The sequence below is a fragment of the Actinoplanes sp. KI2 genome, assembly GCF_025630775.1.
GTDB lineage: Bacteria > Actinomycetota > Actinomycetes > Mycobacteriales > Micromonosporaceae > Actinoplanes.
Window position 1 is genome coordinate 87,855 of record NZ_JAOSZE010000022.1, and the last position, 25,661, is coordinate 113,515.

Genomic DNA, 25,661 nt, shown 5'->3' on the forward strand with positions numbered 1-25,661 from the left:
ACCCACCCGGCAAGATAGCGGGGTTGGTCGACGGCCCCTACATCCCCCTCGGTGGCATCCTCAGTGACTCAGATTCCGACGTGGAGCGGCGGCAACACGGCTCCCACCAGCGGACGCGCAGCCCCGGGCACGCTCATCGGCGGGCGGTACACGCTCCGCGCGGCGGTGGGGCACGGCGGCATGGGCACGGTCTGGCGCGCGGCGGACACGCTGCTGCGCCGCGACGTGGCCGTGAAGGAGGTCGTCCTCCCGGTCGGCCTGGCCCCCAGCGACCGCGACGCCATGTACGAACGCACCATGCGCGAGGCCCGTGCCGCGGCCGCGCTCCAGCACCCGGCGGTGGTGCAGGTCTACGACGTCGTGCACGAGAACGGCCGGCCGTGGATCGTGATGGAGCTGCTGGACGCCCGCAGCCTCGCCGACATGGTGATCGAGGACGGGCCGGTCTCGCCGCGCGTGGTCGCCAAGATCGGCATCGCCCTGCTCGGCGCCCTCGAGGTCGCCCACGCGCACGGCGTGCTGCACCGCGACGTCAAGCCGGCCAACGTGCTGATCTGTTCGGACGGCCGCTGCGTGCTGACCGACTTCGGCGTCGCCCGGATGCCCACCGACGTGCAGCTGACCACGCCCGGCATGGTGCTCGGCTCGCCGCACTTCATCTCCCCCGAGCGGGCGATGGGCAGCGATTTCGGCCCGCCGAGCGACCTGTTCTCGCTGGGCGTCACGCTGTTCACCGCGGTCGAGGGCCGTCCGCCGTTCGACAAGGGCGACCCGATCGAGACCATGCACGCGGTGGTCGAGGACCCGCCGGCCGCGGCCGTGCGGGCCGGCTCGCTCACCCCGGTGCTGATGGGCCTGCTGGAAAAGGACCCGGCCCGCCGGATGGACGTGCAGACCGCGCGCACCATGCTCCGGCAGCAGCTGGCCGGCCCGCTGGCCAGCACCAGCCCGCCGCACATGGCGACGGACCCGTACTCGGTGGTCCCCGCGCAGCGCCCGCCGGCCCAGCCGGTCGAGACCCAGCCGCTGCCGCCCCAGCCGAGCGGTCAGATCGGCGGGCGGGCCATGCTCGCGGCCGGCGAGTCGCTCACCGACCACCTGGCCAGGCTGCAGCAGAGCAACGCGCCGGCCGGCCGCGGCCGGCGTCGCGCCGCCGAGCCGGACGACGCCCAGATGCCGGGCAGCCCGACCGGGCTGATGCCAGCCACCCCGTCGGCCGACCCGACCGCCGCGATGCCGCCGCGCTACGCGTGGGACGGCGGCCGCTCCGCCCGTGAGCCGCTGGGCGGCACCGTGGTGACCAGCCCCGCCGCCAAGCGCGCCGCGATGGTCGAGAAGGCCGTCGGCTCGGTGAAGGAGGCCGTCGGCAAGGCGGTCGCGACCTTCCAGGGCTGGCCGCGCAACAAGCAGCTGATCGCCGGTGGCGGCGCGCTGGCCGTGGTGGTGCTGCTCGTGCTGCTGGTCAGCCTGACCGGCGGCGGCGACAAGGCGCCGACCACGCCGGTGGCCCAGCCGACCGGCGGCCAAGACCCGGCGCCGAGCTTCGCGACCCAGGCGTACCGGGACCGGGGCATCTCGGTGCAGGTGCCCAAGGGCTGGACCCGCAAGGCGGGCGGCAGCTACGTGGACTACATCGACCCGGCCGACGCCAAGCGCAAGGTCCGCATCCTGGTCGAGAAGGGCAACGGCACGGCCTCGTCGTTCCTGGGCGTCGCCGAGAGGAATCTGAGGAAGAACGCGGCGAGCTGCCCCGGGCCGTACAACCAGGTGGGCCTCACCAAGACCACGATCTCCGGCAAGGACGGCGCGGTCCTGGAGTACACCTGCGGCAGCGGCGACGACAGCCGGCACGGCATGTGGGGCGCGGTGCTCACCGGCGGCAAGGCGTACTCGTTCTTCGTGACCTCGAGCGAGGCGCAGTTCGCCGACAGCAAGCCGATCTTCGATGAACTGATCAAGACTTACACCCTCACGGACGCCTGATCACCCGGCACGTGCTATCAATCCCAGATGGCGCCTGACGAACTGCGAGTGACCGCTGAGGCCTGGCTCGCCGACGATCCCGACCCGCAGACCCGGGCCGAGCTTCGCGAGCTGATCGACGGACTGCCCGGCACGACCGAGGAGCTGCGCGACCGGTTCGCCGGCCCGCTGACCTTCGGCACGGCCGGCCTGCGCGGCCGCTTGCGGGCCGGGCCGAACGGGATGAATCTCGCGGTGGTCACCCGGGCGGCGGCCGGCCTGATCGCCTGGCTCGACGAGCAGGGCGGCGACGGCCCACTGGTGATCGGCTACGACGCCCGGTACGGCTCCCGGGACTTCGCCGAGCGCACCGCCCGGGTCGCCACCGGTGCCGGCCGCGAAGCGCTCGTCATGCCCTCGACGCTGCCCACACCGGTGCTCGCGTACGCGGTGCGGGCGCTCGACGCGGTGGCCGGCGTGATGGTCACGGCCAGCCACAACCCACCGCAGGACAACGGCTACAAGGTCTACCTCGGGCGGCAGCTCGGCGGGCCCGGCGGCGACGGCGCGCAGATCGTGCCGCCGGCCGACGCCGGCATCGAGGCGGCCATCCGGGCGGTCGGGCCGATCGCCGGGATCCGGCTGGGCGTTCCGGGCACGCTTCTCGACGAAAAGATCGTTCAGGGGTACGTGCAGAGCGCCGCCGCCGTGCTGACCCCCGGCGGGCCGCGCGACCTGACCGTGGTCTACACGCCCCTGCACGGCGTCGGTGGCGGCACGCTGGCCGCCGCGTTCGCCACCGCCGGGTTCGGGGTGCCGGTGCCGGTGACCGACCAGTCCGAGCCCGACCCCGAGTTCCCGACGGTCTCCTTCCCCAACCCGGAGGAGCCGGGTGCGATGGACCGCCTGCTGGCGCTGGCCAAGGCGTGCCGGGCCGACCTGGCGATCGCCAACGACCCGGACGCGGACCGGTGCGCGCTGGCCATCCCGGCCGGGGACGGCTCCTGGCGCCCGCTGCGCGGCGACGAGCTGGGCGTGCTGCTCGCCGACCATCTGATCCGGCGGGGCGTGCCCGGCACGTACGCGACCACGATCGTCTCGTCGCAGCTGCTGGGCCGGCTCTGCGCGGCCCGCGGCGTGCCCTACGCCGAGACCCTGACCGGCTTCAAGTGGATCGTGCGGGCCGCCGAGGAACTGGCCTTCGGCTACGAGGAGGCGCTCGGCTACTGCGTCGCCCCGGCCCTGGTGCGGGACAAGGACGGCATCACCGCCGCGCTGACCGCCGCCGAGCTCGCCGCCGGGCTGCTCGAGTCGGGGCGCGGCCTCGCCGACCGGCTGGACGAGCTGGCGGCCGAGTTCGGGGTGCACGCCACCGACCAGCTCTCGGTGCGGGTCGACGATCTCGCCGAGATCGGGGCGGCGATGGGCCGGGCCCGGCGGGAGCCGCCCGCGACACTGCTCGGCGCGACGGTGACGGCCGTCGACGATCTGCTGCCGGAGAACGACGTGCTGACCCTGCGGACCGAGGCCGCGCGGGTGGTGATCCGCCCGTCGGGGACCGAGCCCAAGCTCAAGGCGTACCTGGAGGTGGTGGAACCGGTCGCCGACGGCGACGTGCCCGCGGCCCGCACCCGCGCGGCGGCCCATCTGCGGACCCTCCGGCAGGAGGTAGCCGCAGCGCTTGGTGTCTAGGCCTTAGGTCGGGCCGAGGCCGGCTTGGCCTCGTCCGGGCCCGAGGTCAGGCCGAGGCCGGCTTGGGGGCGCCCAGCGCGGCCGAGATGGCCTTGCCGAGCGTGTAGACGACGAGGGCGACGGCCGGACGGACCACCGAGTCCTCGAGGTCGGCGGTGCCGGAGAAGCCGGCGCCGGTGGCGATCTGCTCGAGCCGCTGGTGCGCCCGGTCGGACTCCTCGGACGGCAGGCGCAGCGCCGGCTCCATCCGGCTGGCGACCAGCAGGGTGGCCAGCGCCGCGGTCCGCTCGTCGCACATGCTCTCGCCGGTCAGTGCCTCGGCCAGCCGCCGCCGGATCTCGGCCTCGTAGGCCGGGTCGGTGGTCGGGTAGCGGTGCACGTGGATGAACTCCAGCTGCGTCTCGTCGACGTCCTGCACCACGCCACGAGCGACGAGGTCTTCCAGCACGCGGGTGCGCAGCCGGTGACGCAGGCGCTGCACCCACTGGCTCGGCGTGTGCGGCTCATCCTCGGCCGCCTTCGCCAGCACCGAGTCGGCGATCGGCTCGCCGGTCGGGGTCGGATCGAGCACCTTCAGGTAGCCGTCGACGTACGCGATTCGGCCCGCGAGCGCCAGGTCGACCAGCACGGCGGCGGACATCCCGAGGTCGAGCCCGATGCGTGAGCCGGTCGCCTTGCCGGTCTGGTCGTCATAGGCGAGGAGGAGCAGTTCCTCGGCGAGCGGAATGGGGGTCATGGGACGCAACGATAGTGTCCCGAGTCACGCAAAACGATCGCCAGGTCGGGTCGAAAGCCCGGCCAGGTCGGACAGATTGGAAGGAGATCACCATTGCGGGCAGTTCTGGCCACGCTCGGTTACCTGCTCTCGCCGGACCGGCAACGGGTGTTGATGATCCGGCGGGACGCGCGGCCGGATGACATCCACTACGGCTACTACAACGGGCTCGGCGGCAAGCTCGAACCCGGCGAGGACGTGGTCACCGGGATGCGGCGAGAGATCCGCGAGGAGGCCGGGCTCGAGTGCAACGTGCTCGACTTCGCCGGCACGATCTCCTGGCCGGGCTTCGGCAAGGACGGCGCCAACTGGTTCGGCTTCCTGTTCCGCATCCCGCTCTGGACGGGCACGCCGCTGACCGCCAACGACGAGGGCAGTCTGCATTGGATGCCGGTCGCCGACGTGCTCGCCGGCACCCTGCCGATGTGGGAGTCGGACCGGCATTTCCTGCCGCTGGTGTTCGCCGACGCACCCCGGGTGTTCCACGGGGTCATGCCGTTCGCCGACGGCAAGGCCGTCAGCTGGTCGTACACGAGCGCCTAGAAGCGGCGCATCCCGCCGAACTGACGGTCGCCCGCGTCACCCAGGCCGGGCACGATGTACGCCTTCTCGTTGAGGCCCTGGTCGATCGCGGCGGTCACCAGCCGCAGCGGCAGGCCCGACTCACGCAGCCGCTGGATGCCCTCGGGCGCGGCCAGCACGCAGCAGATGATGACGTCGGTGCAGCCGCGCTCGACCAGCAGCCGGCAGCAGTGCAGCAGCGAGCCGCCGGTGGCCAGCATCGGGTCGAGCACCAGCACCGGCTGGCCGGCGAGGTCGCCGGGCAGCGACTCCATGTACGCCCGCGGCTCGAAGGTGAGCTCGTCGCGGGCCAGGCCGACGAAGCCCATCGACGACTCCGGGAGCAGGGCCAGGGCCGAGTCGGCCATGCCGAGGCCGGCCCGGAGCACCGGGACGATCAGCGGCGGGTTGGCCAGCCGGGTGCCCTGGGTCGGCGCCACCGGAGTGGTGATCGGGTACTGCTCGACGTCGAACGTGCGGGCAGCCTCGTACACGACCATCGTGGTGAGCTCGTGCAGAGAGGCACGGAAGACGCCCGAGTCGGTCTCCGCGTTGCGCATCGCGGTGAGCCGGGTCTGGGCCAGCGGGTGATCTACGACGAGTACGTCCACGGCGACAACCTACCGGTCCGTCAAGATCAAATGTTAACGCCCCGCGTAGAATCCCTTTCATGACTGCGACAGCGACGTCGACCAGCACCCTGCGGGCCCTCCTGCACGGGCTTCCCGGGGTCGACAAGGTGGGCGTCGAGGCCCGGGCGGCCGCGCTGGGCACCCGATCGGTGAAGACGACGGCGAAGGCCAAGGCGATCGACCTGGCGATCCGGATGGTCGATCTGACCACCCTCGAGGGCGCCGACACCCCGGGCAAGGTCCGCGCCCTCTCCGCCAAGGCGATCCGGCCCGACCCGGCCGATCCGAGCTGCCCGTCGGTCGCCGCGGTCTGCGTCTACCCCGCGATGGTCCCGACCGCCGCGGCGGTGCTCGCCGGCAGCGGGGTGCACCTGGCCAGCGTGGCCACGGCGTTCCCGTCCGGGCAGGCGCCGCTCGACGTGAAGCTGGCCGACACCCGCGACGCGGTGGCCGCCGGCGCCGACGAGATCGACATGGTGATCAGCCGGGGCGCGTTCCTGGCCGGCGACTACGCCAAGGTGTTCGACGAGATCGTGGCGGTCAAGGAGGCGTCCGGCACCGCCCACCTCAAGGTCATCCTGGAGACCGGCGAGCTCGGCACGTACGACAACGTCCGCCGCGCCTCCTGGCTCGCGATGCTGGCCGGCGCCGACTTCATCAAGACCTCCACCGGCAAGGTTCCGGTCGCGGCGACCCTCCCGGTCACGCTGATCATGCTGGAGGCGGTGCGCGACTTCCGCGCCGAGCACGGGCGCCAGGTGGGCGTCAAACCGGCCGGCGGCATCCGTACGACGAAGGACGCCATCAAGTATCTGGTGCTGATCAACGAGACGGTCGGCGACGACTGGCTCGATCCGGACTGGTTCCGCTTCGGCGCCTCCTCGCTGCTCAACGACCTGCTCATGCAGCGCACCAAGCTCACCACCGGCCACTACGCCGGTCCGGACTACTTCACGCTGGACTGAGGCCACACATGTTCGACTACGCCCCGGCACCCGAATCCCGCTCGATCGTCTCCATCGATTCCACCTACGGCCTCTTCATCGACGGCGAGTTCTCCGACGGCAAGGGCACCTTCAAGACGGTGAGCCCGGCCAGCGAGGAGGTCCTCGCCGAGGTCGCCATGGCCGCCCCGGAGGACGTCGACCGGGCCGTCGCGGCCGCCCGCCGCGCCTTCGGCCCGTGGTCGGCGCTGCCCGGCGCCGAGCGCGCGAAGTACCTGTTCCGGATCGCCCGGATCATCCAGGAGCGCTCCCGCGAGCTGGCGGTCCTCGAGTCGCTGGACAACGGCAAGCCGATCAAGGAGTCGCGCGACGTCGACCTGCCACTGGTCGCCGCACACTTCTTCTACTACGCGGGCTGGGCCGACAAGCTGGCGTATGCAGGCTTCGGTCCGGACCCCAGGCCGCTGGGCGTGGCCGGCCAGGTCATCCCGTGGAACTTCCCGCTGCTCATGCTCGCCTGGAAGATCGCGCCGGCGCTCGCCGCGGGTAACACGGTCGTGCTCAAGCCGGCCGAGACCACCCCGCTCTCGGCGCTGTTCTTCGCCGACGTGTGCCGCCAGGCCGACCTTCCGCCGGGCGTCGTCAACATCATCACCGGCGCCGGCGACACCGGCCGTTACCTGGTCGAGCACCCGGACGTCGACAAGGTCGCCTTCACCGGCTCGACCGAGGTGGGCCGGCAGATCGCCCGCTCGGTGTCCGGCACCGGCAAGCGGCTCACCCTCGAGCTGGGCGGCAAGGCGGCGAACATCGTCTTCGACGACGCGCCGATCGACCAGGCGGTCGAGGGCATCGTCAACGGCATCTTCTTCAACCAGGGGCACGTCTGCTGCGCCGGCTCCCGGCTGCTGGTGCAGGAGTCGATCGCCGACGAGCTGCTGGCCTCGCTCAAGCGGCGGATGGCCACCCTGCGGGTGGGCGACCCGCTGGACAAGAACACCGACATCGGCGCGATCAACTCGGCGGCCCAGCTCGCCAAGATTACCGAGTTGTCGGAGATCGGGAGCTCGGAGGGCGCCGAGCGCTGGTCGCCGCCGTGCGAGCTGCCGGACCGCGGCTTCTGGTTCGCCCCGACGATCTTCACGGGCGTGACCCAGGCGCACCGGATCGCCCGGGAGGAGATCTTCGGACCGGTGCTCTCGGTGCTGACCTTCCGCACCCCCGACGAGGCGATCGAAAAGGCCAACAACACGCCGTACGGGCTGTCGGCCGGCGTCTGGACCGAGAAGGGCTCGCGGATCCTGGCCGTGGCCGACAAGCTGCGGGCCGGCGTGGTCTGGGCCAACACGTTCAACAAGTTCGACCCGACGTCACCGTTCGGCGGTTACAAGGAATCCGGTTACGGCCGCGAGGGTGGCCGGCACGGCCTGGAGGCGTACCTTGCCTAAGTCAGCACCCACCACCTCGCCGGCGGCGAAGAAGGCGGCGAAAGCCGCGGCCTCCGCCAAGCCCGCGGCCGCCGCCAAGCCCACGGCCGCCGCCAAGCCCACGCCGGCCGCCGAGCCCGCACCCGGCCGGCTTTCCGTGCGCAAGACCTACAAGCTGTACGTCGGCGGGGCCTTCCCGCGCAGCGAGTCAGGACGGACCTATCTCGTGGACGGCGACAACGTGGCCCTCGCCTCCCGCAAGGACGCGCGCGACGCGGTCGTCGCGGCCCGCAAGGCCCAGCCCAAGTGGGCCGGCGCCACCGCGTACAACCGCGGCCAGGTCGTCTACCGGATCGCCGAGATGATCGAGGCCCGGCGCGCCGAGTTCGCCGCCCTCGGCGTCCCGGCCGCCGAGGTGGACGCCGCGATCGACCGCCTGATCTGGTACGCGGGCTGGGCCGACAAGATCGCCCAGGTGGCCGGGAACGCCAACCCGGTGGCCGGCCCGTTCTTCAACATCTCGGCGCCCGAGCCGACCGGGGTGGTCGCCGTGGTCGCCCCGGCCTCGCTGCTCGGCCTGGTCAGCGTGGTGGCCCCGGCCGTCGTCACCGGTAACACCGTGGTCGTGCTGGCGGCCGGCCCGCAGGTGGCGATCACCCTGGCCGAGGTGCTCGCCACCTCGGACGTACCCGGTGGGGTGGTCAACATCCTCACCGGGCGCGCCGCCGAGACCGCGCCCTGGCTCGCCTCGCACGACGACGTCAACGCGCTCGACCTGACCGGCGTGGCCGACCCGGAGCTGGCCGCCGACCTGGAACGGGCCGCCTCCGGCACGCTCAAGCGGGTGCTGCGCCCGCGCGGCGAGGTCGACTTCACCGCCGACCCGGGACTGCGTCCGATGACCGCTCTGCTGGAGACCAAGACGGTCTGGCACCCGAAGGGCTATTGACCCACTTTTATCGGCCGATACCGAAGTAGGGGGATGGTCGGCGCGCACTCAGGCACGCCCACTAGGGTGTGTCGGCAGAATCACCGTCCAACCGTGCGCAAGTCATCCCGGAGGTCACCGTGGCCAGCCAGTCCGACGAGTCCGAGGCGTCGACGCCGGTGGACGACAAGTCCGGTCTCTCCGGACAGGAGCTCTGGGACGACGTCCGGATCGAACCGGTGGAGATCGCCCTCCCGGCCGGCGTCGGACTGACCCTGCGCGCCTTCCGGATGTCCTCCGAGCTGACCCCGACCGAGACCGCGGTGGAGGACGACGACCCGTTCGACGCCCGCAAGGGCGCCGGCTCCCGCGATGACGAGGAAGAGGTCATCGTCGACGAGGAGTTCCAGGCGCTGCTCGCCGAGGGCGAGGACGACCCGGATGCGGCGCAGGCGGAGGAGCCCGATCCGGCCGAGTTCGAGGACGAGACGGACGAGGCCGAGGAGCAGGAGGCCGATGAGGAGGTGCCCATGTTCCTGAGCCACAAGGGCCGCCTGCTCGCCTTCAAGAGCCCCGAATCGCTGGTCTCCTTCATTCGTTCGGGTGCTCCGCACGACCTCGCACAACTTGACAGCTGGGCGACCCTCGCCGAGCGGGTACAGTCGACCGACATCGACCCGTCGCCGGACGACCGTTACGAGCTAGACCTCGTGGTGGAAAACCTGCGCGGCGGGCACGACACGTGGGATCTGCCGTTGCTCATCGCGGCCGGCGAGGTCGCCCGCGATCTGGGGTATGGTCTTCGGCTCAAGCCGGTGATCCTGGCCCTGTCGCCCGGCTCGCCGCTCGATGATCTCGACGAGGCCCTCCGGTCCGCGGAAAGCGGCGGGATGGGTGGATTCTTCGGCCGCCGCCGGCTGAAGAAAATCGGGGCACAACAGGCAAGTCTCGGGTGGCGCTCGGTAATCGGCAAGATCTCTGCCGCTGTGGACTGGCGCGACTGACCCCTAACCAGGGACCATCAGTGCTTGGCCTTGGACAGCATCCCATCCCGGGGAGGAGGACGACGCCGTGGCGCTCGTGCGCGTGTACTGCGGTCTCGCGTCGGCTGATGATTCGGTGCGTGCGGCCCCAACCGCGCAGCTGACCATTGCCGTGGTTGATGACGCAGGCCGGCTGCTCGGCGTCCACGAGATCAGCGACGACCCCGGCGGGTACGCCGAGCTGGGCATGCTGCTCGTGGAACGGACGAGTGGGTTCACCGACGCCGCGGTGGCCGCCGACAGCGACGACCACCTGGTCACGTCCCTGCTCATCGCGGCGGGCCGGCCGCTGGTCGTCACCGACGACGACGCCACCGACGACTTCGCCGAGCGCTTCGCCGACGACGACTCGATCGAGGAGATGCAGGCCCCGCCGGCCGCCCGCCGGGCCGTGGGCCTGGCCCGGGCGCTGCAGGCCGGCGCGATCGCCGCGGTCACCCAGGCCACCCCGCGGGAGCTGGTCAGCTACAAGCCGGTCCTGGCCGCCCACGTGGCCCTGCTGACCGGTCGGAGCGCGGCCGCCGGCGCGCTGCGGGAGGTGCTTCGCGAGCTCTACCCGGCCGCCCTCCGGGCGTATCCCGACCCCGCCCACGCACTCGCCCTGGCCGTGCTCGACGCGCTGCCCGAGCCGGGCCGGCTCACCTCGCAGGGCGCCGAGCCGCAGCAGGTGGCCGAGCAGGTCGCGGTCGAGCTGATCCGGGCCGGCGCCGGCACCGACGACGAGATCATCTCGGCGGTCACCGCGCTGCAGGTCGCGATCAGTGAGTCACCCCGCCGCGGCGGGGTCAACAAGTCGCTCGCCCCGGCCGCCGCCGAGACGGTTCGCCAGGCGATCGCCGCGGTCCGTGCCTGCGACGCCGCCTGCGCCTCGCTGATCGGCACGATCGCCGCGCGCAGCGTCCCGGCCACCCGCCGGGCCGATCCGGCTGCCGCCGCGGCGCGGTCCGGGCCGGCGGCCGCCGCCGGTCGGCGCAGCCGCCGCGAGCCGACCAGCACCGGCGTCGGCGCCATCCCGCAGCCGATGAACGCTCCGCCCGTGGCGCCCGACCCGGTGGCTCCGCCGCCGCTCGCGCCGCGCCCGGTCGCGCCGCCGCCCGCGGCGCCCGCCGCCGCGACGGTGTTCCCGAACCGCTCGCCGATCCCCAGCAACCGCCCGGTCTCGGTGCCTCCGCCTCCACCCGGCATGACGCCGATCACGCCCGGCTCGCGGCCGTCCCCGGCCGCCGCGCCGTCGTCGCCGGCCGCCTCGCGGCCGCCGGCCATGCCGCCGTCATCGCTGCCTGCCGCGTCGCTGCCGGGGGGCTCGTTCCCGCCGGCCTCGGTGTCGCCGGCCGATAGCGGGCAGCCGTTCCGGGCCACCCTCACCAACGCGGCGATCAACAGCGCCCGTGCCGAGCGGCAGCGCACGGTCGTCCCGCCGCGGCCCAGCCGCGCGCCGTCGAGCCCCGCGCCCGGCAGCGCCACCGACTACTCGCTGCCGATGCCGACCCAGCGGCCCGAGCCGACCGAGCCGGGTTCCCGGGCGAACTGGCCGCTCATCAACCCGGGCGGCGACGAGGCGGCCTCGCCGGCCGCGTCGATCAGCGCGCCGCCGACCAGCACCGGCCGGGTCAAGCCGCCGTGGCAGGACATGCCCAAGGAGCCGCCGGCCCTGCGCCTGGTCGAGCCCCAGCTGAGCGGTGGCCTGGATGCGACGTTGACCGGCGGCCTGCCGCCGATCAACGAGCCGCCGTCGCTGCGAGTGGTCGACGGCGAGCGTAGCCGGATCTCCGGCCGCCGCGGCGGTTCGGCGCCGAGCACGACGAGCACCAAGCTCACCGCGCTCGACCGCAGCACCACGCCGCCGGTCGCGGCCGACGGCAACGACACCGACCTGCTGATCTTCGCGGCGGCTCGGTCGGCCTGGTTCACCGGGCACAGCGACACCTCGGCCGATCTCGACTGGGCCAACCCGAACGACAGCGGGTGGCGCGCGGCTCAGCGGGCGGCCACGCCGGAGATCGCGGCCGAGACCTCGGCCGGCCTGCCCAAGCGGGTTCCCCAGGCCAACCTGGTGCCGGGCTCCCCGCTGCGCGACGAGCGCCCGCTGCGCATCGTGCGCGACGCGGCGAGCATCGCGGCACACACCACCGGCTACTTCCGGGGCTGGCGCCGCGGCCAGGAGATCGGCGGGTTCGCGATGGGTGGCCGTCCGGGCCGCGAGTCGGCCGGTGGGTGGGACTTCACCCGCGACCGCGAGGGCGCCGACGACTACCGGAACAACGCAAACTACAGCTCCCGATAGTTCTTCGAACAGGTGGCCGCGACCCGGACGGGTCGCGGCCACTTTCGCTCAAGCCCCACGGTCCTGCCAGGTGCACAGGCAGACCTTGTTGCCCTCGGGGTCGGCCAGCACCCAGAAACTGGGCGCCTCCGCGTCGCTGACCAGCGTGCCGCCGGCCGCGACCGCCGCGTCGATCCGGGGCTGCACCTCGGCCGGGTCGACCCAGACGTCCGGGTGCCAGCGCTGCCGCGGCTCCTCGCTGCCCGACTCCTGGAACCAGATCAGCGGCAGCGTCCCGGCGGGGTCGCGCAGGTCGTCCCCGACGTCCGGCCCCCGGTCCGGCTCCATCGCCAGCACCGCACCCCAGAACGGCAGCACCGTGGCGAGCGCCGGGGTGTCCAGGGCCAGCTCGAGCTCGCTGACCCCGCGCGCCGACTGGGTCAGTCCCGCGTCCGCGACCAGGGCGGAGATGGTGCGGGCCAACCGGACGTCCCGGCCGGTGACCCCGTTCTCGTCGTGGCTGGCCAGCCGCACGTTCAGGTGCGGATAGCGCAAGTCGAGGTCCGGGTGGTGGTTCATCTCCTCGGCCGCCCGGCCGATCGCGTTCACCAGGGCCAGGCCGGTCGCGAAGTCACCGCTGCGGATCCGGGTCTGCAGGCTGTTGGCCAGCAGCACCCAGCCGGACAGCCCCTCCGCGGCGATCTGCTTTCCCGTCAGCTTCGTCATGCAGGCCATCCTGCCGCGTTCGGCGCGGTGCGTGCGGTGCGGCTTCGTCAGCATGCCCCTCCTGCCGCGTTCGGCGCGGTGCGTGCGGTGCGGCTTCGTCAGCATGCCCCTCCTGCCCCGTTTGGCATCATGACGCGGTGCGCGCGATCGTCTTCGACTTCTTCGGCACGTTGACCGATCCGGGGGCCGAGGCCGGCCGCCGCGCGTCGTTCACCGCCACCGCGGCCGCGCTGGGCGTGCCGGCCGAGCAGTTCTGGCGGGAGATGGCGGCAAGCTTCCCCGAGCGGATCGTCGGCCGGCTCGGCGGCACCCGGGCCACGCTGCGGGCGATCGCCCGGCGCTGCGGCATCGAACCGGCCGAGGAGCGGCTCGACGCGGCGGTCGCGGTCCAGCTGGCCGGCGCCGAGCTGGTGCGGCCACCCCGCGCCGGGGTCCTCGACCTGCTCGACCGGCTACGCGCCGACGGCTTCCGGATCGGGCTGATCAGCGACTGCTCGAGCGAGTTATACGAATCCTGGCCGATGACGCCCTATGCGCCCCGTATCGACGCTGCAGTGTTCTCCTGGCACGAGAGGTGCCGGAAGCCCGATTCGCGCCTCTACGTGGCCGTGAGCGCCCGTCTCGGCGTCTCCCCGGCCGACTGCTGGTACGTGGGGGACGGCGGCAGCCGTGAGCACGACGGCGCGCGCCGGGCCGGGATGCGCCCGGTGCTGGTCAGCAACGCCGGCTACCCGGGTGTGCACGACTACCGCACCGACCCCGACCCGTACCGCCCCGACCTGGTGATCGCCGACCTCGACGAGCTACCCACGTTGATCGGTTCCTGAACAGGCAGAAGCCCCGCTCCGAGTTCTCGGAGCGGGGCTTCACGCACGTGATGACTCGCAGCGACCGCGACGACGACACCGTGCGGCATCCGGGGGCTCGGCCCCCGGACCAGGTATGCGACGAGCGACCCCGGTCCGCGCTTTCCGCGGACAGAGATCGCCCGATCGCTCGTCGCTCAGGCCGGCGCCACGGCGCGTGAACGACGCATCGTCAGCACATACTCGACAAGCGAGATGAGGACGTTCTTCGTCGACTCACGGTTCCGGGCGTCGCAGCTCACCACCGGCACGTCGCTGGAGATCGCGAGCGCGTCGCGAACGTCCTGCGCGTTGTGGTACTGCATGCCGTCGAAGCAGTTGATCGCCACCAGGTACGGCAGGCGACGGTGCTCGAAGAAGTCGATGGCGGCGAAGCAGTCGGCGAGACGCCGAGTGTCCACCATGACCACGGCACCGATCGCGCCACGCACCAGCTCGTCCCACATGAACCAGAACCGCGTCTGGCCGGGCGTGCCGAACAGGTAGAGGATCAGGTCACGGTCGATGCTGATACGGCCGAAGTCCATGGCGACGGTGGTCGTCATCTTCCCCGGCACCTGCCGGTTGTCGTCGACACCCACACCGGCCGAGGTCATGATGGCCTCAGTGGTCAGCGGGGTGATCTCCGAGACCGACCCGACCAGCGTCGTCTTACCGACGCCGAACCCACCGGCGATGACAATCTTCGCCGATGTAACGCGCCCCCCAGCAGCGGGACGGTGCGACATGTCAGAGCCTGCGAAGTCCACTCAGCACCCTTTCCAGCAGTTCAGTGCCTACCGCGTCGGTCTCGTCTTCCAGCGAGGTGGGCTCGTACACCGCGACCAGGCCATCGGAGGCCATGTCCGCGACGATCACTCGAGCCACACCGAGCGGCAGTTGCATGCGTGCGGCGATTTCCGCGAGCGACTGCACACGGCCGCCGTCGCACATAGCCGCGATGTACTGATGCTCGCTTCCACCCTGCCCGCCGCGGATCATTCCAGATCGGCCGCGCACGGTTGTCTCGACCAGCGCTTCCAGCGCTATCTCAAGCTTCGGCCGGGTCCGACCGCGGGTCACGGCGTACGGCCTGACCAGCGCGCCGGTCGGCTCATCGCGCTCGGGCATCGTCACCGCTCACCCCTTCCTCGAACCCTTAGAAGTGTATGTGTGTTCAATGTTTTGAACAGCCGCCGAGTGGCTCTGCACTCGATGGAACAGTCCGGTAAACCCCGTTGGCTCAGCCGGCCCACGGCTCGTTCAGCCGAGTACCCCGGCCGCGGACCGCGGAGCCGGAGTAAGTGCCTCGCCGACCCGGTCGACGAGAAGAGCCATCTCGTAACCGACCTGCCCGACGTCACAGCTGCGCGCCGCGAGAACCGCGAACGACGAGCCGTCGGAGATCGACATCAGGAAGAGGAACCCGTTGTCCATCTCGACGACCGTCTGCAGAACCGCACCGCCCTCGAAGCACCTTGCGGCGCCCTGAGTGAGGCTGACCAGGCCGGAGGCGATAGCCGCCAGCTGGTCGGCGCGGTCACGCGGAAGGTCCCGCGAGGCTGCCAGGAGCAGACCGTCGGCGGAGACCGCGATCGCATGTGCGACTCCGGGAACGCGGTCGGCGAAGTTGGCCAGGAGCCAACCGAGATCCTGCGTAGATGTCATGCCTCATGCTCCTTGCCAGCCTGCGAGGACTGCTGCCCTCCCGGAGTCTCCTCCGGGTTGGTCGATTGTTCCTTGGTGCGACCGCGCTGCACACCCCGGTGGTACGCGGACAACAGACCGCGAACGCCCTCCGGAGTACGTTTCTGGGCGGGATCTCCGCCCCGGTCGACACCGCCGGGGACGAGCTGCGCCATCGGTGTGCGCTTGGGCAGCCCGGCCGTGGTGGTGGTGTCAACAGTGTGCTCGGCAGCCGCACGGGCGGCCTGCCAACCCTCGTCGGCCGCGGTGCGCCACGGGTTGGTTGCCACACCGCCGCCGGTCGAGCCGCTGCCATTGGAAGTACCGTAGCCGTTCGCGGCCCCGACGCCCACCGGAGCGGGGTCATGGTCGCGGGATTCGGGCGGTCCGGCCTGCTGTGGCACGCCAACCGTACGAGAAGGCTCGCCGGTCGGGATGCGCTGGGCCGTCCCATCGTCGCCGGCCGGCTTCTGCTCGGCCGGGTGAGCCGTGGTGAACCAGGCCGACTCCAGCTCGCGGAAGATCGGCAGCTCCATCGTCTCGTCGGCGAACTGGCCCTGTGCGCTGTCCCGCTGGCGGGCCGCGGCCTGCGCCGCGGCGATCTGCGCCGCCGCGGTGGCCTGCGCCTCGGCGGCCTGCGCCGCCGCGATCTCGTGAGCCGCCCGGGCCGCCGCGGCCGCCCGCTGGGCGTCGATCGGCGAGGCGCTGGAGATCGGCGTGCCGGTCACCGGGGCCGCCGACACCGGGCGAGCCGGCGGGGCGGACGACGGGATCGGCGCCGTCTGCGGGTTGGTCGGACGCTCGACCTGCGGCTGCTGGTCGACGCCGCCCGGCCGGTAGCGCGGGATCTCGGCGGTCATGTCGAGCGCCGCGGCAAGGCTTTCCGGCACGTGCGGGGCAGCGGTCTGGTCCCGCTCGGGGGCCGGCGGCCAGGCCGGCGGCGCGACCGGCGCACCGCTCGTGGGCGGGCCGGACACCGGCGGCTCGTTGGCCGGCGGCACCGACGTGGGCCGGGCGTACGGCGGCGCGGAGATGGGGGGCATCGACGGGACGGACCCACCGCGACCCTGGCTCTCCGGGTTGGACGGCAGCTGGCGCGGGATGGTCGGCCCGTAACCGCTGTCACCCTCGGGCCGCGGCTGCTCGCCGTTACGGCGCTGCGGCAGGCCGTCGGGGCCGGCGAAGCCCTGCGGGCCCTGCGGCAGCGGCGGGATCATCTCGTTGCTCCGCGGGCCGTAGAAGCCGTTGGCCGAGCCGTTCCCGTTGCCGTTGCTGCCGTTGGTCGAGGGGCTCGGGCCGAAGCCGTTGCCACCCATGCCGTTGGCCGGGCCGAACCCGTTGCCACCCATGCCGTTGGTCGAGGGGCTCGGGCCGAAGCCGTTGCCACCCATGCCGTTGGCCGGGCCGAAGCCGTTGCCACCCATGCCGTTGGCCGGGCCGAACCCGTTGCCACCCATGCCGTTGCCGCCGTTGCCGGGCGCGCCGGTCAGGTCGGACCAGGCCGGAACCGACCGGCCGCCGGCACCGAGCATGCCGCCGTTGTTCATCGGCGGGTTCGGGTCGAAGGGACGGCCGCCGGGGTAGCCACCGCGGCCGCCGCTCTCCAGAGCCAGCGGCTCGGGCAGGCCGGGACGGCCGCCCTGCGGCAGGCTCTCGTAGCCACCGGACTGGACGCTGCGGCCGGCCATCGCGCCGGCGATCAGCACCTGCACCGGCAGGCCGACCTCGGCCACCGTGCCGCGCTCGGAGTCGGCCGGCCGAAGCTCGACCTTGACCCCGTGCCGGTTCGCCAGCCGGGCGACCACGACCAGGCCCATCATCCGGGAGACGGCGACGTCCACCATGGGCGGGTTGGCGAGCCGCTCGTTGAGGTCGCGCAACTGCTCACGGCTGATGCCGATGCCGCGGTCCTCGACCGACAGCAGCGCACCGTCGCCGAGTCGCCGGGCCTCGACGGTGACCGTCGAGTTGGGCGGGGAGAACGCGGTCGCGTTGTCGAAGAGCTCGGCGACCAGGTGGACCATGTCGTTCACGGCGTGCGCCGCGACCTCGATGTCCCGGTCGATCATGCCGAACTCGATGCGGGTGTAGTGCTCGACCTCGGACTGCGCGGCGCGGAGCACGTCGATCAGGGCGGCCGGCTCGCGCTGCACGCGGGTCGAGTCGGCGCCGGCGAGGACCAGGAGGTTCTCGTCGTTACGACGCATCCGGGTGGCCAGGTGGTCGAGCTGGAAGAGCTCGGCCAGGCGGTCCGGGTCTTCCTCGCCGCGCTCCAGACGGTCCAGGTGACCGATGAGCCGGTCGACCAGGATCTGCGAACGGCGGGCCAGGTTGACGAACATCGTCGCGACGGAGGCTCGCAGGGCGGCCTGCTCGGCCGCGGTGCGCACCGCCTCGAGGTGAACCGCGTTGAACGCCTCGGTCACCTGCCCGAACTCGTCCCGGCTGCGCACCGGGAGAGGCTCGGCGATCTGGTCGGCGACCTGCGCCGGGGTGAGCGAGGTGGCCAGCGCCGGGTCCCGCAGGCGGGACACCGCGTGCGGCAGGCCGAACTGGGCCACCGACAGCGCACCCTGGCGCAGCTCGCGCAGCGAGCGGGCCATCGACCGGGCGACGAGCCAGGCGAACAGGATCGCGAGCAGCAGCATCGCGAGCAGCACACTGGTCTCGATGAAGACTCGCCGGTTCACGTCGTTGCGCAGGTTGGTGGCCTCGGCGACGACGTCGGAGTCCAACTTCTGTTCCACCTGGCGGAACAGGTTGTTGTAACCGATCATCGCCTTCTCCCACGACGGCGCGTCGTACGGGATGTTGCGCGTGTTGGCGCCCTGCAGCGACTTGAGCTGCACGGTGAGGTTGGTGGCGGCGCGGCCGTCCGGAACGCTGTCGATGCGCTCGAAGAGCTGGACCTCGGCGTCGGTGCCGATCGAGTGGATCGTGCCGGATGCCAAGTCGAAGCCGGCGACGGTGAGCAGGAACCGCTGGCGCAGGGCAGGGTTGAAGTCGCCCACACCGAGCACCTCGTGGCCGAGGTCGCGCTGCTCGGCGACGTACTCCTTGGCCCGGGCCACGGCCGCGACGGTACGCAGGTGGTCGGCGAGCTCCGAGTCGCTGGACAGCTGGGCCGAGATGTCGCGCACGGTCAGCAGGTCGTTGATGAGGATGTCGTACGTGCTCGCGACGTCCGCCGGTTGTCCCAGCTGGCCCTTCGCGATGGACGTGCGCTTGGCCGGCAGTTCCTCGAGGTTGCGGTCGAGGCGCAGGAGCAGCGTCGCCACCTTCGGCGGCACGTCGTCCAGCGAGGCCTTCTGCTGGGAGTACGGCACCTTCGCCTGGTCGGTGGCCGCGTTCTCCTTGAGGTACGCGGTGGCGGCCGCCTGGCCGACCGGCGTCTTGCCGTATACCTTGATCATCACGCCGTAGGCGCGTTCGTTCTGCAGCCGGTCGACGAGGCCACCGGCGGCCTCCGACAGAGCCGAAAGGTTGCGTGCGCGCTCCGCGTTGCTGGCCGTATCGATATGGTCCACGAGACCGCTGACGCCGACGATGATCGTCGCCAGGGTGGGCACCAGCATGATCAAGCCGAGCTTCGACCAGATCGGCAGATCTCGCAGCCGATCGGCCGGCCGACGGAGACGCGACATGACGCCGGTCGCCGTCTTGGGGCGCTTGCTCACGTCACCGTCCTCCTGATTCGGGCCCGGCTTCGGATCGCCGGACGCCGCACACGGCCGACTACCGCGTCGGGCCCCCGAGATTCCATCACGACGAGTGTCAAAGAGAAAGAGCAGTCGGACACGGACCGGCTGTGTGATGCGATGTTGTCCTGTCCTGGACGCTCATCGCCGGTTCGATGTAACTGCCTGTATCTGTGCGCGTTTCTCAGTGTCACTCGCTCCGCTCGGCATGGCGTGGGGGTGGCGCCGGCCGAACGGGCCCGATCGTAGTGGATCGCGGCAGGAGGAACGATGGCGCGGTACCGCCCCCAGAGCAAGGTGAGATGCCCGATTTTGCAGTCTTTGTTGGGACCATTCTGGCCGAACGGATGAGGAAGCCGACCGAACCGCGAGCATCGCGACCCATAGGAGGGGTGCTATTTGCCAGACGGCACAAACCCGACGGCCGGCCGCCCTCAGCCCAGGAGCTTCGCGTACGCCGGTTTGATGGTCTCGTCGATGATCGCCAGCCGCTCGTCGAACGGGATGAACGCCGATTTCATCGCGTTGATGGTCAGCCAGCGCAGTTCCGCCCAGCCCCACCCGAAGGCCTCGCAGAGCAGGGCCATCTCCCGCGACATGGACGTGCCGCTCATCAGCCGGTTGTCGGTGTTGACGGTGACCCGGAAGCGGAGATCGTGCAGGAGCCCGATCGGATGTTCGGCGATCGAGGGGGCCGCCCCGGTCTGCACATTGGACGAAGGACACAATTCCAGCGGAATCCGCTTGTCCCGCACATAGGCGGCCAGCCGGCCGAGCGCCGCGTCGCCCCCGGCCGGCGTTCCGGTGACGTCGTCCACCAAACGGACCCCGTGGCCGAGCCGGTCGGCCCCGCACCACTGGATGGCCTGCCAGATCGAGGGCAGCCCGAAGGCCTCGCCGGCATGGATGGTGAAGTGGAAGTTCTCCCGTTGCAGGTACTCGAAGGCGTCCAGATGGCGGGTGGGCGGGAAGCCGGCCTCGGCGCCGGCGATGTCGAAGCCGACCACGCCGGCGTCCCGGTAGCGGACGGCGAGCTCGGCGATCTCCTGCGAGCGGGCCGCGTGCCGCATGGCGGTCAGCAGCACCCCGACCCGGATCGGCCGGCCCTGGGCGGCCGCCTCGGCGCAGCCGTCGACGAAGCCGGCGTTCACCGCGTCGACCACCGCGTCCAGCGAGAGCCCGCGCTCCAGGTGCTGCTCGGGCGCGTAGCGCACCTCGGCGTAGACGACCCCGTCGGCGGCCAGGTCGAGCGCGCACTCCCGGGCCACCCGGTGCAGCCCGGCCTCGGTCTGCATGACCGCCACGGTGTGCGCGAACGTCTCCAGGTAGCGTTCCAGCGAGCCGGAGTCGGCGGCCGCGACGAACCAGGCGCCCAGCGCCTCGGCGTCGTTTGCCGGCAACGGGTGCCGCACGGCCTCGGCGAGCTCGAGGATGGTCTCGGGCCGCAGGCCACCGTCGAGGTGGTCGTGCAGCAGCGCCTTGGGCGCCTTGACGATGTCGGAGTGCGTGATGGCCGCCATCAGCCGAGCCTAGAGGTCGGAAACGGATGATCGACGCAGCATTGCCGTACCTGCGGTGCCCGAACTGCGCGCAGCCGCTGACCCGGTCGCAGCAGGCGCTGCGCTGTGCCCGCGGCCACAGCTTCGACCTGGCCAAGCAGGGGTACGCCGACCTCAGCGCCGGTCGCCTCCCGCACCATGGCGACTCCGCGCCGATGGTGGCCGACCGCGAGACGTTCCTGGCCGCCGGCCACTACGACTTCATCGCGGACGCGCTCGCCGCGGCGGCGCCGAGCGGTTTCCTGGTCGACGCGGGCGTGGGCACCGGTTTCTACCTGGCCCGGGCGCTGGGCGAGACGCCGACCCCAGCGCCGGGCGAGACGCCGACCCCGGCGCCGGGCGAGACGCCGACCCCAGCGCCGGGCGAGACGCCGACCCGGGCACTGGGCGAGACGCCGACCCCAGCGCCGGGCGAGACGCCGACCCGGCCACTGGGCGAGACGCCGACCCCGGCGCCGGGCGAGACATCGAGCGGGGTCGGGCTGGACGTGTCCAAGCCAGCGCTGCGCCGCGCGGCCCGCGCGCACCCGCGGGCGGCGGCGGTGCTGACCGATCTGTGGCGGCCGCTGCCGATCGTGGACGGGTGCGCGGCGGCGGTCCTGAACGTGTTTGCCCCGCGCAACGGCGCCGAGTTCCGGCGCGTCCTGCGGCCGGACGGCGTCCTGCTGGTGGTCACGCCGGCCGCCGGGCACCTGCGAGAGCTGGTCACCGCGTACGGAATGATCGGGGTGGATCCGGACAAGGAACGACGGGTCCGCAGCAGTTTGGACGACTTTTTTCTGCTAAAAACGACAAAGAACTTAAAAAGCCAAATGAGGCTGAACGCCACCGAGGCTCGCACGCTGATCGGCATGACGCCGAGCGCCCACCACGGCGCCGGCGCACCGACGGAGGACGTCACGGTGACCGCCGAGGTCACCTTGAACGTTTATCGCCCGGTTTAGACCGAGAGGTCGACTTCCTCCCACTCCGGGGGCTTGTCGTGATACGGGCCGTGGAAGACGATCGCCCACTCGAGCGCCCAGCGCCGCTGCCCGATCGCGTTGCCGTCGATCTCGCCGGGCGGCTGCATCCCGATCCGCTCCGCCTCCTGGAACGCCCAGTCCAGGCAGTAGTACAGATCGAGCAGGATGGCCGCCTCGATCGGGTCACGCGGCGACATCAGCGACCGGGACCGCCAGCTGCCGAAGGTCTCCCCCGCCGGCAGGTCGGGCATCTCCGCCATCAACCGGCCCTCGGGTGGCACGGTCGGGTCCAGGTGCCGGCTGAGGCCCAGCAGCCAGGCCAGCGCGAAGACCGCGTCGTGGTGCAGGACGAACGAGCGGTGGTCGCCCTTGGCCCCGATCACGAACTGCCACTCCGGCGGGGTGACCAGGTCGACCAGGTGCGACCCGAGCAGCCAGCCCATCGCGAGCTCGGTGGGCATCCCGAAGCACCGGGCCACCACCACGTGCAGCACCGCGGCCCGCGCCTCGATGTCGAACGTCGGGCGCAGCTCGACCGCGTCGCCGGCCTCCCAGATCAGCGGGAAGCCCGGCGGCGGCAGCGGGAGCCCGAGGCGTTCGACCTCGTCGAGGCTCGCCTCGCGCACCGTGCGAGGGTCGGGTGCGGCCTTCGTCATGGTGCGTCAGGCTATGCGGTCAAGGACGAGCGGGGTAAGGGTTGGGGCGACATCTCCGACAATCACCGCTTCGGCCGCCAGGTTGCGCGCCGCGGGAATTCGGGACTGTTCATCCGTACGCAGCTCGAACAGCACATCTCCGGCCCGTACCCGATCGCCCGGCTTCACCTTGAGCAGCACGCCGGCGCCGAAGCTGACCGGGTCCTCCTTGCGGGCCCGCCCGGCGCCGAGCCGCCAGGCGGCCACTCCGATCCCGTACGCGTCGACCGCGGTCACCACCCCGTCGGTCGTGGCCCGGACGACCTCGTTCTCCCGTGCCACGGGCAGAACAGAAGACGGGTCGCCGCCCTGCGCCGCGATCATCCGGCGCCAGGTGTCCATCGCCGCCCCCGACTCGAGCACCTTGGCCGGGTCGGCGTCGATCCCGGCCGCGGCCAGCATCTCGCGGGCCAGTGCCAGGGTCAGCTCGACCACGTCGGCCGGCCCGCCGCCGGCCAGCACCTCGACCGACTCGGCCACCTCGATCGCGTTGCCCACGGCCAGGCCGAGCGGGGTGTTCATGTCGGTGAGCAGGGCGATCGTGGTGACCCCGCTGTCCTTGCCGAGCCGCACCATGGTGCTCGCCAGCTCCCGGGCGGTGGCCAGGTCCTTCATGAAGGCGCCGGAGCCGACCTTGACGTCGAGCACCAGCGCGCCGGTGCCCTCGGCGATCTTCTTGCTCATGATCGAGCTGGCGATCAGCGGGATGGCCTCGACCGTGCCGGTGACGTCGCGCAGCGCGTACAGCTTGCGGTCGGCCGGCGCGAGGCCCTCGCCGGCCGCGCAGATCACCGCGCCGACCTCCTGCAGCTGCCGCTTGAACGCGTCGTTGGAGATCGACGCCTGCCAGCCGGCGATCGACTCGAGCTTGTCCAGGGTGCCGCCGGTGTGGCCGAGCCCTCGGCCGGAGAGCTGCGGCACGGCCGCGCCGCAGGCTGCCACCAGCGGGGTGAGCGGCAGAGTGATCTTGTCGCCGACGCCGCCGGTGGAGTGTTTGTCGGCGGTGGGCCGGGTGACCGCGGACAGGTCGAGCCGCTCGCCGCTGGCGATCATCGCGGCGGTCCAGCGGGCGATCTCGGCGGCCGTCATGCCCCGCAGCAGGATCGCCATGGCCAGCGCCGACATCTGCTCGTCGGCGACCACGCCCTTGGTGTACGCGTCGACCACCCAGTCGATCTGCGCGTCGGACAGCACGTGCCCGTCCCGCTTGGCCCGGATGACGTCGACCGCCGCGAACTCGCTCATACCTGCTCCTCGTTCCACTTTGCGGGGATGCCCTCCGGCGGCTCTCCCTCGCCGGCCCACGCCAGCCCACCGGACGCGTCCACCACCACGATCCGCGGCGTGCGGACCTGTCCCCAAGCGACCGCCTCGGCAGCGGTAGGGAAGTTCGGGCCCTCCTCGAGCACGCCCTTCTCGGCGTCGCCCTCCGAAGGGCTGCCCCCGGACCGTTCCCAGTACCCGGTCCAGACCGTAGTGCCGCCGGCCAGATCGGGGTGCACGAAGACCGTGCCTCGGCCACGCCACTTGGCGAGGTCCGAGGGCACCTCATGACCGAGCGCCGGGCCGTTGACCTTGTCCAGGTCGGCCGGGCCGAACGCGTACGGCAGCAGGTCGTGCACCCGCAGCGGGGCCGGCACCGCCTCGACCAGACACTCCGGGCCACCGTGCTCGTAGAGCAGCTGCCGGCAGCGCCCACAGGGCATCAGCGGCTCGCCGTTGGCGTCCACGCAGGAGATGGCCACCAGCCGGCCGCCGCCGGTCGCGTGCAGCGAGCTGACGAGCCCGCACTCGGCGCAGAGCCCGAGGCCGTAGGACGCGTTCTCCACGTTGCAGCCGACGACCACCCGGCCGTCGTCCACCAAGCCCGCCACGCCGACCGGAAAGTCGGAGTAGGGCGCGTACGCGTGCCGCATCGCCTCGATGGCGGCGGCCCGCAGCCCAGCCCAGTCGATCTCCATGGAGCCGATTCTGCCCCATGGCAAATGATCAGCTCTTTACATACGGCACACCGTCGGCGGCGGGCGCCCGGACCCGGCCGACCAACCCGGCCACGGCGATGATCGTGGCAATGTACGGCAGCATGTTGAGGAACTGGTTGGGCACCGGACTGCCGGCCACGCTGAGGTAGTACGCCAGCTTCTGCGAGAACCCGAAGAACAGCGCCGCACCGAGCGCCCCAAACGGCGTCCACCGCCCGAAGATCAGCGCGGCCAGCGCGATGAAGCCGGTGCCGGCGGTCATGTTCTTGTTGAACGCGCCGGTGGACACCAGCGTGAAGAACGCACCGCCGGCGCCCGCGACCAGGCCGCCGAGCAGCACGTTCAGGTAGCGCAGGCCGCGCACCCGGACGCCGACCGTGTCGGCCGCGGTCGGGTGCTCGCCGACCGCCCGGGTACGCAGGCCCCACCGGGTGTTCTTGAGCCCGAAGTGGATCACCGGGACCAGGATCAGGGCGAGCCAGACCAGCAGGTTGGCGTGGAACAGCACCGGGCCGATGACCGGGATGTCACCGAGGCCGGGGATCTTCCACTCGGGCATCTTCGGCGGCTGGTTGTACTTGAGCGCGTTCGGCTGCATCAGCCGCTCGTAGAGGAAGCCGGTGATGCCGAGCGCGAGCAGGTTGAGCACGATGCCGACCACGACCTGGTCGACCAGGTAGCGGATGGCCAGCACGGCCAGCATCGCGGCGATGATGAGACCGCCGACCATGGCGCTGACCAGGCCGGCCCAGACGCTGGTGGCGAGGGTGCCGACCAGGGCCGCGCCGAACGCGCCCATCAGGAACTGGCCCTCGATCGCCACGTTGACCACGCCGGAGCGCTCGCCGAGCACGCCGGCCAGGGCGCCCAGGATGAGCGGCAGAGCGTACTCGAGGCTGCCGTCCAGGGTGTCGACCAGCGGCATGAACTTGCCGGCCACCTGCCAGCACAGGAACGACAGCACGAAGGACAGGATGCCGAGGCTGAGCAGCAGCGTCTGCCAGCGGCGGGACTTGCCGATCAGCATGACCACGCCGAGTGCCAGGGTGATCAGGCCGAACACGATCGTGCCGACCTGCCCGTTGATCGAGATGGCGGCGCCGCCGGCGTCCGCGCTGATCGTGAACCGGGCGGTCTTCGACTCGGCGAGCGAGCCGAAGACGAACGTCGCGATCAGGCCGATGATCGTGATGCCGGCGCCGAGCCGCCGGTCCCGGTTCCAGAAGGGCTCCGGGGCGTCGACCACGGTCGCGTCTTCCAAGGTTGCCGTCGACACGC

22 protein-coding genes are annotated in these 25,661 nt (G+C 71.9%); 10 read left to right on the top strand and 12 right to left on the bottom strand.

The window, feature by feature from the left end:
• Positions 1-63: 63 nt before the first annotated feature.
• Both ODJ79_RS23600 and ODJ79_RS23605 read left to right on the top strand, forming a co-directional pair.
• Positions 64-1,983, top strand: a complete 1,920-nt coding sequence (locus ODJ79_RS23600) for a serine/threonine-protein kinase (RefSeq protein WP_263025727.1) — start codon at positions 64-66, stop codon at positions 1,981-1,983.
• A 27-nt stretch (positions 1,984-2,010) separates the two neighbouring features.
• Complete coding sequence (locus tag ODJ79_RS23605) at positions 2,011-3,654, top strand: phospho-sugar mutase (RefSeq protein ID WP_263025728.1); 1,644 nt, start codon at positions 2,011-2,013, stop codon at positions 3,652-3,654.
• A 46-nt stretch (positions 3,655-3,700) separates the two neighbouring features.
• On the opposite strand, the gene ODJ79_RS23610 is transcribed toward ODJ79_RS23605, so the two are convergent.
• Complete coding sequence (locus ODJ79_RS23610) at positions 3,701-4,390, bottom strand: GOLPH3/VPS74 family protein (RefSeq protein ID WP_263025729.1); 690 nt, start codon at positions 4,388-4,390, stop codon at positions 3,701-3,703.
• Positions 4,391-4,483: 93 nt separating this feature from the next.
• Here ODJ79_RS23610 and ODJ79_RS23615 point away from each other — a divergent pair, with 93 nt between their 5' ends.
• The gene (locus tag ODJ79_RS23615) at positions 4,484-4,972 is read left to right on the top strand and encodes an NUDIX hydrolase (protein ID WP_263025730.1); all 489 of its coding nucleotides are present in this window, start codon (positions 4,484-4,486) and stop codon (positions 4,970-4,972) included.
• Here ODJ79_RS23615 and upp read toward each other — a convergent pair.
• The gene (upp, locus tag ODJ79_RS23620; RefSeq protein WP_263025731.1) at positions 4,969-5,601 is read right to left on the bottom strand and encodes a uracil phosphoribosyltransferase; all 633 of its coding nucleotides are present in this window, start codon (positions 5,599-5,601) and stop codon (positions 4,969-4,971) included. The genes ODJ79_RS23615 and upp overlap by 4 nt on opposite strands.
• A gap of 59 nt (positions 5,602-5,660) precedes the next feature.
• On the opposite strand from upp, the gene deoC reads away from it, so the two are divergent.
• The 5 genes from deoC to ODJ79_RS23645 all read left to right on the top strand — a co-directional run bounded on the left by deoC (position 5,661) and on the right by ODJ79_RS23645 (position 12,248).
• Positions 5,661-6,587 (top strand): deoxyribose-phosphate aldolase, encoded by a 927-nt coding sequence (deoC, locus tag ODJ79_RS23625; RefSeq protein WP_263025732.1) that lies wholly within the window; start codon positions 5,661-5,663, stop codon positions 6,585-6,587.
• A gap of 8 nt (positions 6,588-6,595) precedes the next feature.
• Positions 6,596-8,014, top strand: coding sequence for an aldehyde dehydrogenase family protein (locus tag ODJ79_RS23630; protein WP_263025733.1), 1,419 nt, complete (start codon positions 6,596-6,598; stop codon positions 8,012-8,014).
• A gap of 136 nt (positions 8,015-8,150) precedes the next feature.
• On the top strand, positions 8,151-8,942 hold the full coding sequence (locus ODJ79_RS23635; protein ID WP_263025801.1) for an aldehyde dehydrogenase family protein: 792 nt from the start codon (positions 8,151-8,153) through the stop codon (positions 8,940-8,942).
• Between the two features lie 119 nt (positions 8,943-9,061).
• Positions 9,062-9,925, top strand: coding sequence for a DNA primase (locus ODJ79_RS23640; RefSeq protein ID WP_263025734.1), 864 nt, complete (start codon positions 9,062-9,064; stop codon positions 9,923-9,925).
• A gap of 67 nt (positions 9,926-9,992) precedes the next feature.
• Positions 9,993-12,248, top strand: coding sequence for a transposase (locus ODJ79_RS23645; protein WP_263025735.1), 2,256 nt, complete (start codon positions 9,993-9,995; stop codon positions 12,246-12,248).
• Positions 12,249-12,296: 48 nt separating this feature from the next.
• On the opposite strand, the gene ODJ79_RS23650 is transcribed toward ODJ79_RS23645, so the two are convergent.
• Positions 12,297-12,953 (bottom strand): 4a-hydroxytetrahydrobiopterin dehydratase, encoded by a 657-nt coding sequence (locus tag ODJ79_RS23650; RefSeq protein ID WP_263025736.1) that lies wholly within the window; start codon positions 12,951-12,953, stop codon positions 12,297-12,299.
• 137 nt (positions 12,954-13,090) lie between these two features.
• Between ODJ79_RS23650 and ODJ79_RS23655 the strand changes: the two genes are divergently transcribed.
• Positions 13,091-13,780, top strand: coding sequence for an HAD family hydrolase (locus tag ODJ79_RS23655; RefSeq protein WP_263025737.1), 690 nt, complete (start codon positions 13,091-13,093; stop codon positions 13,778-13,780).
• A gap of 176 nt (positions 13,781-13,956) precedes the next feature.
• On the opposite strand, the gene ODJ79_RS23660 is transcribed toward ODJ79_RS23655, so the two are convergent.
• The 5 genes from ODJ79_RS23660 to ODJ79_RS23680 form a co-directional block, all read right to left on the bottom strand.
• Positions 13,957-14,547: a GTP-binding protein gene (locus ODJ79_RS23660; RefSeq protein ID WP_263025738.1), complete on the bottom strand. Its 591-nt coding sequence runs from the start codon at positions 14,545-14,547 to the stop codon at positions 13,957-13,959.
• A gap of 1 nt (position 14,548) precedes the next feature.
• Complete coding sequence (locus ODJ79_RS23665) at positions 14,549-14,929, bottom strand: DUF742 domain-containing protein (RefSeq protein WP_122982576.1); 381 nt, start codon at positions 14,927-14,929, stop codon at positions 14,549-14,551.
• 132 nt (positions 14,930-15,061) lie between these two features.
• Positions 15,062-15,466, bottom strand: a complete 405-nt coding sequence (locus ODJ79_RS23670) for a roadblock/LC7 domain-containing protein (RefSeq protein ID WP_014447580.1) — start codon at positions 15,464-15,466, stop codon at positions 15,062-15,064.
• On the bottom strand, positions 15,463-19,161 hold the full coding sequence (locus ODJ79_RS23675) for a nitrate- and nitrite sensing domain-containing protein (protein WP_263025739.1): 3,699 nt from the start codon (positions 19,159-19,161) through the stop codon (positions 15,463-15,465). The genes ODJ79_RS23670 and ODJ79_RS23675 overlap by 4 nt, the downstream gene beginning before the upstream one ends.
• Before the next feature lie 455 nt (positions 19,162-19,616).
• Complete coding sequence (locus ODJ79_RS23680; protein WP_263025740.1) at positions 19,617-20,702, bottom strand: adenosine deaminase; 1,086 nt, start codon at positions 20,700-20,702, stop codon at positions 19,617-19,619.
• Between the two features lie 26 nt (positions 20,703-20,728).
• Here ODJ79_RS23680 and ODJ79_RS23685 point away from each other — a divergent pair, with 26 nt between their 5' ends.
• The gene (locus ODJ79_RS23685; protein WP_263025741.1) at positions 20,729-21,685 is read left to right on the top strand and encodes a putative RNA methyltransferase; all 957 of its coding nucleotides are present in this window, start codon (positions 20,729-20,731) and stop codon (positions 21,683-21,685) included.
• Here the strand turns inward: ODJ79_RS23685 and ODJ79_RS23690 are convergent.
• The 4 genes from ODJ79_RS23690 to ODJ79_RS23705 are packed head-to-tail and all read right to left on the bottom strand — an operon-like array spanning position 21,682 to position 25,659.
• A complete protein-coding gene (locus ODJ79_RS23690) occupies positions 21,682-22,362 on the bottom strand; it encodes a DUF4272 domain-containing protein (RefSeq protein WP_263025742.1) in 681 nt (226 codons plus the stop codon). The two genes, ODJ79_RS23685 and ODJ79_RS23690, sit on opposite strands and share 4 nt — an antisense overlap.
• Before the next feature lie 6 nt (positions 22,363-22,368).
• Positions 22,369-23,646, bottom strand: a complete 1,278-nt coding sequence (locus ODJ79_RS23695) for a thymidine phosphorylase (RefSeq protein ID WP_263025743.1) — start codon at positions 23,644-23,646, stop codon at positions 22,369-22,371.
• A complete protein-coding gene (locus ODJ79_RS23700; protein ID WP_263025744.1) occupies positions 23,643-24,362 on the bottom strand; it encodes a cytidine deaminase in 720 nt (239 codons plus the stop codon). Before ODJ79_RS23700 ends, ODJ79_RS23695 begins: the two co-directional genes overlap by 4 nt.
• A gap of 28 nt (positions 24,363-24,390) precedes the next feature.
• On the bottom strand, positions 24,391-25,659 hold the full coding sequence (locus ODJ79_RS23705; RefSeq protein ID WP_263025745.1) for an ABC transporter permease: 1,269 nt from the start codon (positions 25,657-25,659) through the stop codon (positions 24,391-24,393).
• Positions 25,660-25,661: the final 2 nt, after the last annotated feature.

Excerpts from the sequence above, each read along its gene's own strand:
- ODJ79_RS23650 (WP_263025736.1), bottom strand. The coding sequence starts at position 12,953 with ATGACGAAGCTGACGGGAAAGCAGATCGCCGCGGAGGGGCTGTCCGGC.
- ODJ79_RS23610 (WP_263025729.1), bottom strand. The coding sequence starts at position 4,390 with ATGACCCCCATTCCGCTCGCCGAGGAACTGCTCCTCCTCGCCTATGAC.
- deoC (WP_263025732.1), top strand. The coding sequence starts at position 5,661 with ATGACTGCGACAGCGACGTCGACCAGCACCCTGCGGGCCCTCCTGCAC.
- ODJ79_RS23695 (WP_263025743.1), bottom strand. The coding sequence starts at position 23,646 with ATGAGCGAGTTCGCGGCGGTCGACGTCATCCGGGCCAAGCGGGACGGG.
- ODJ79_RS23665 (WP_122982576.1), bottom strand. The coding sequence starts at position 14,929 with ATGCCCGAGCGCGATGAGCCGACCGGCGCGCTGGTCAGGCCGTACGCC.
- ODJ79_RS23630 (WP_263025733.1), top strand. The coding sequence starts at position 6,596 with ATGTTCGACTACGCCCCGGCACCCGAATCCCGCTCGATCGTCTCCATC.
- ODJ79_RS23700 (WP_263025744.1), bottom strand. The coding sequence starts at position 24,362 with ATGGAGATCGACTGGGCTGGGCTGCGGGCCGCCGCCATCGAGGCGATG.
- ODJ79_RS23690 (WP_263025742.1), bottom strand. The coding sequence starts at position 22,362 with ATGACGAAGGCCGCACCCGACCCTCGCACGGTGCGCGAGGCGAGCCTC.
- ODJ79_RS23680 (WP_263025740.1), bottom strand. The coding sequence starts at position 20,702 with ATGGCGGCCATCACGCACTCCGACATCGTCAAGGCGCCCAAGGCGCTG.
- ODJ79_RS23685 (WP_263025741.1), top strand. The coding sequence starts at position 20,729 with ATGATCGACGCAGCATTGCCGTACCTGCGGTGCCCGAACTGCGCGCAG.
- ODJ79_RS23670 (WP_014447580.1), bottom strand. The coding sequence starts at position 15,466 with ATGACATCTACGCAGGATCTCGGTTGGCTCCTGGCCAACTTCGCCGAC.
- ODJ79_RS23660 (WP_263025738.1), bottom strand. The coding sequence starts at position 14,547 with ATGTCGCACCGTCCCGCTGCTGGGGGGCGCGTTACATCGGCGAAGATT.
- ODJ79_RS23605 (WP_263025728.1), top strand. The coding sequence starts at position 2,011 with ATGGCGCCTGACGAACTGCGAGTGACCGCTGAGGCCTGGCTCGCCGAC.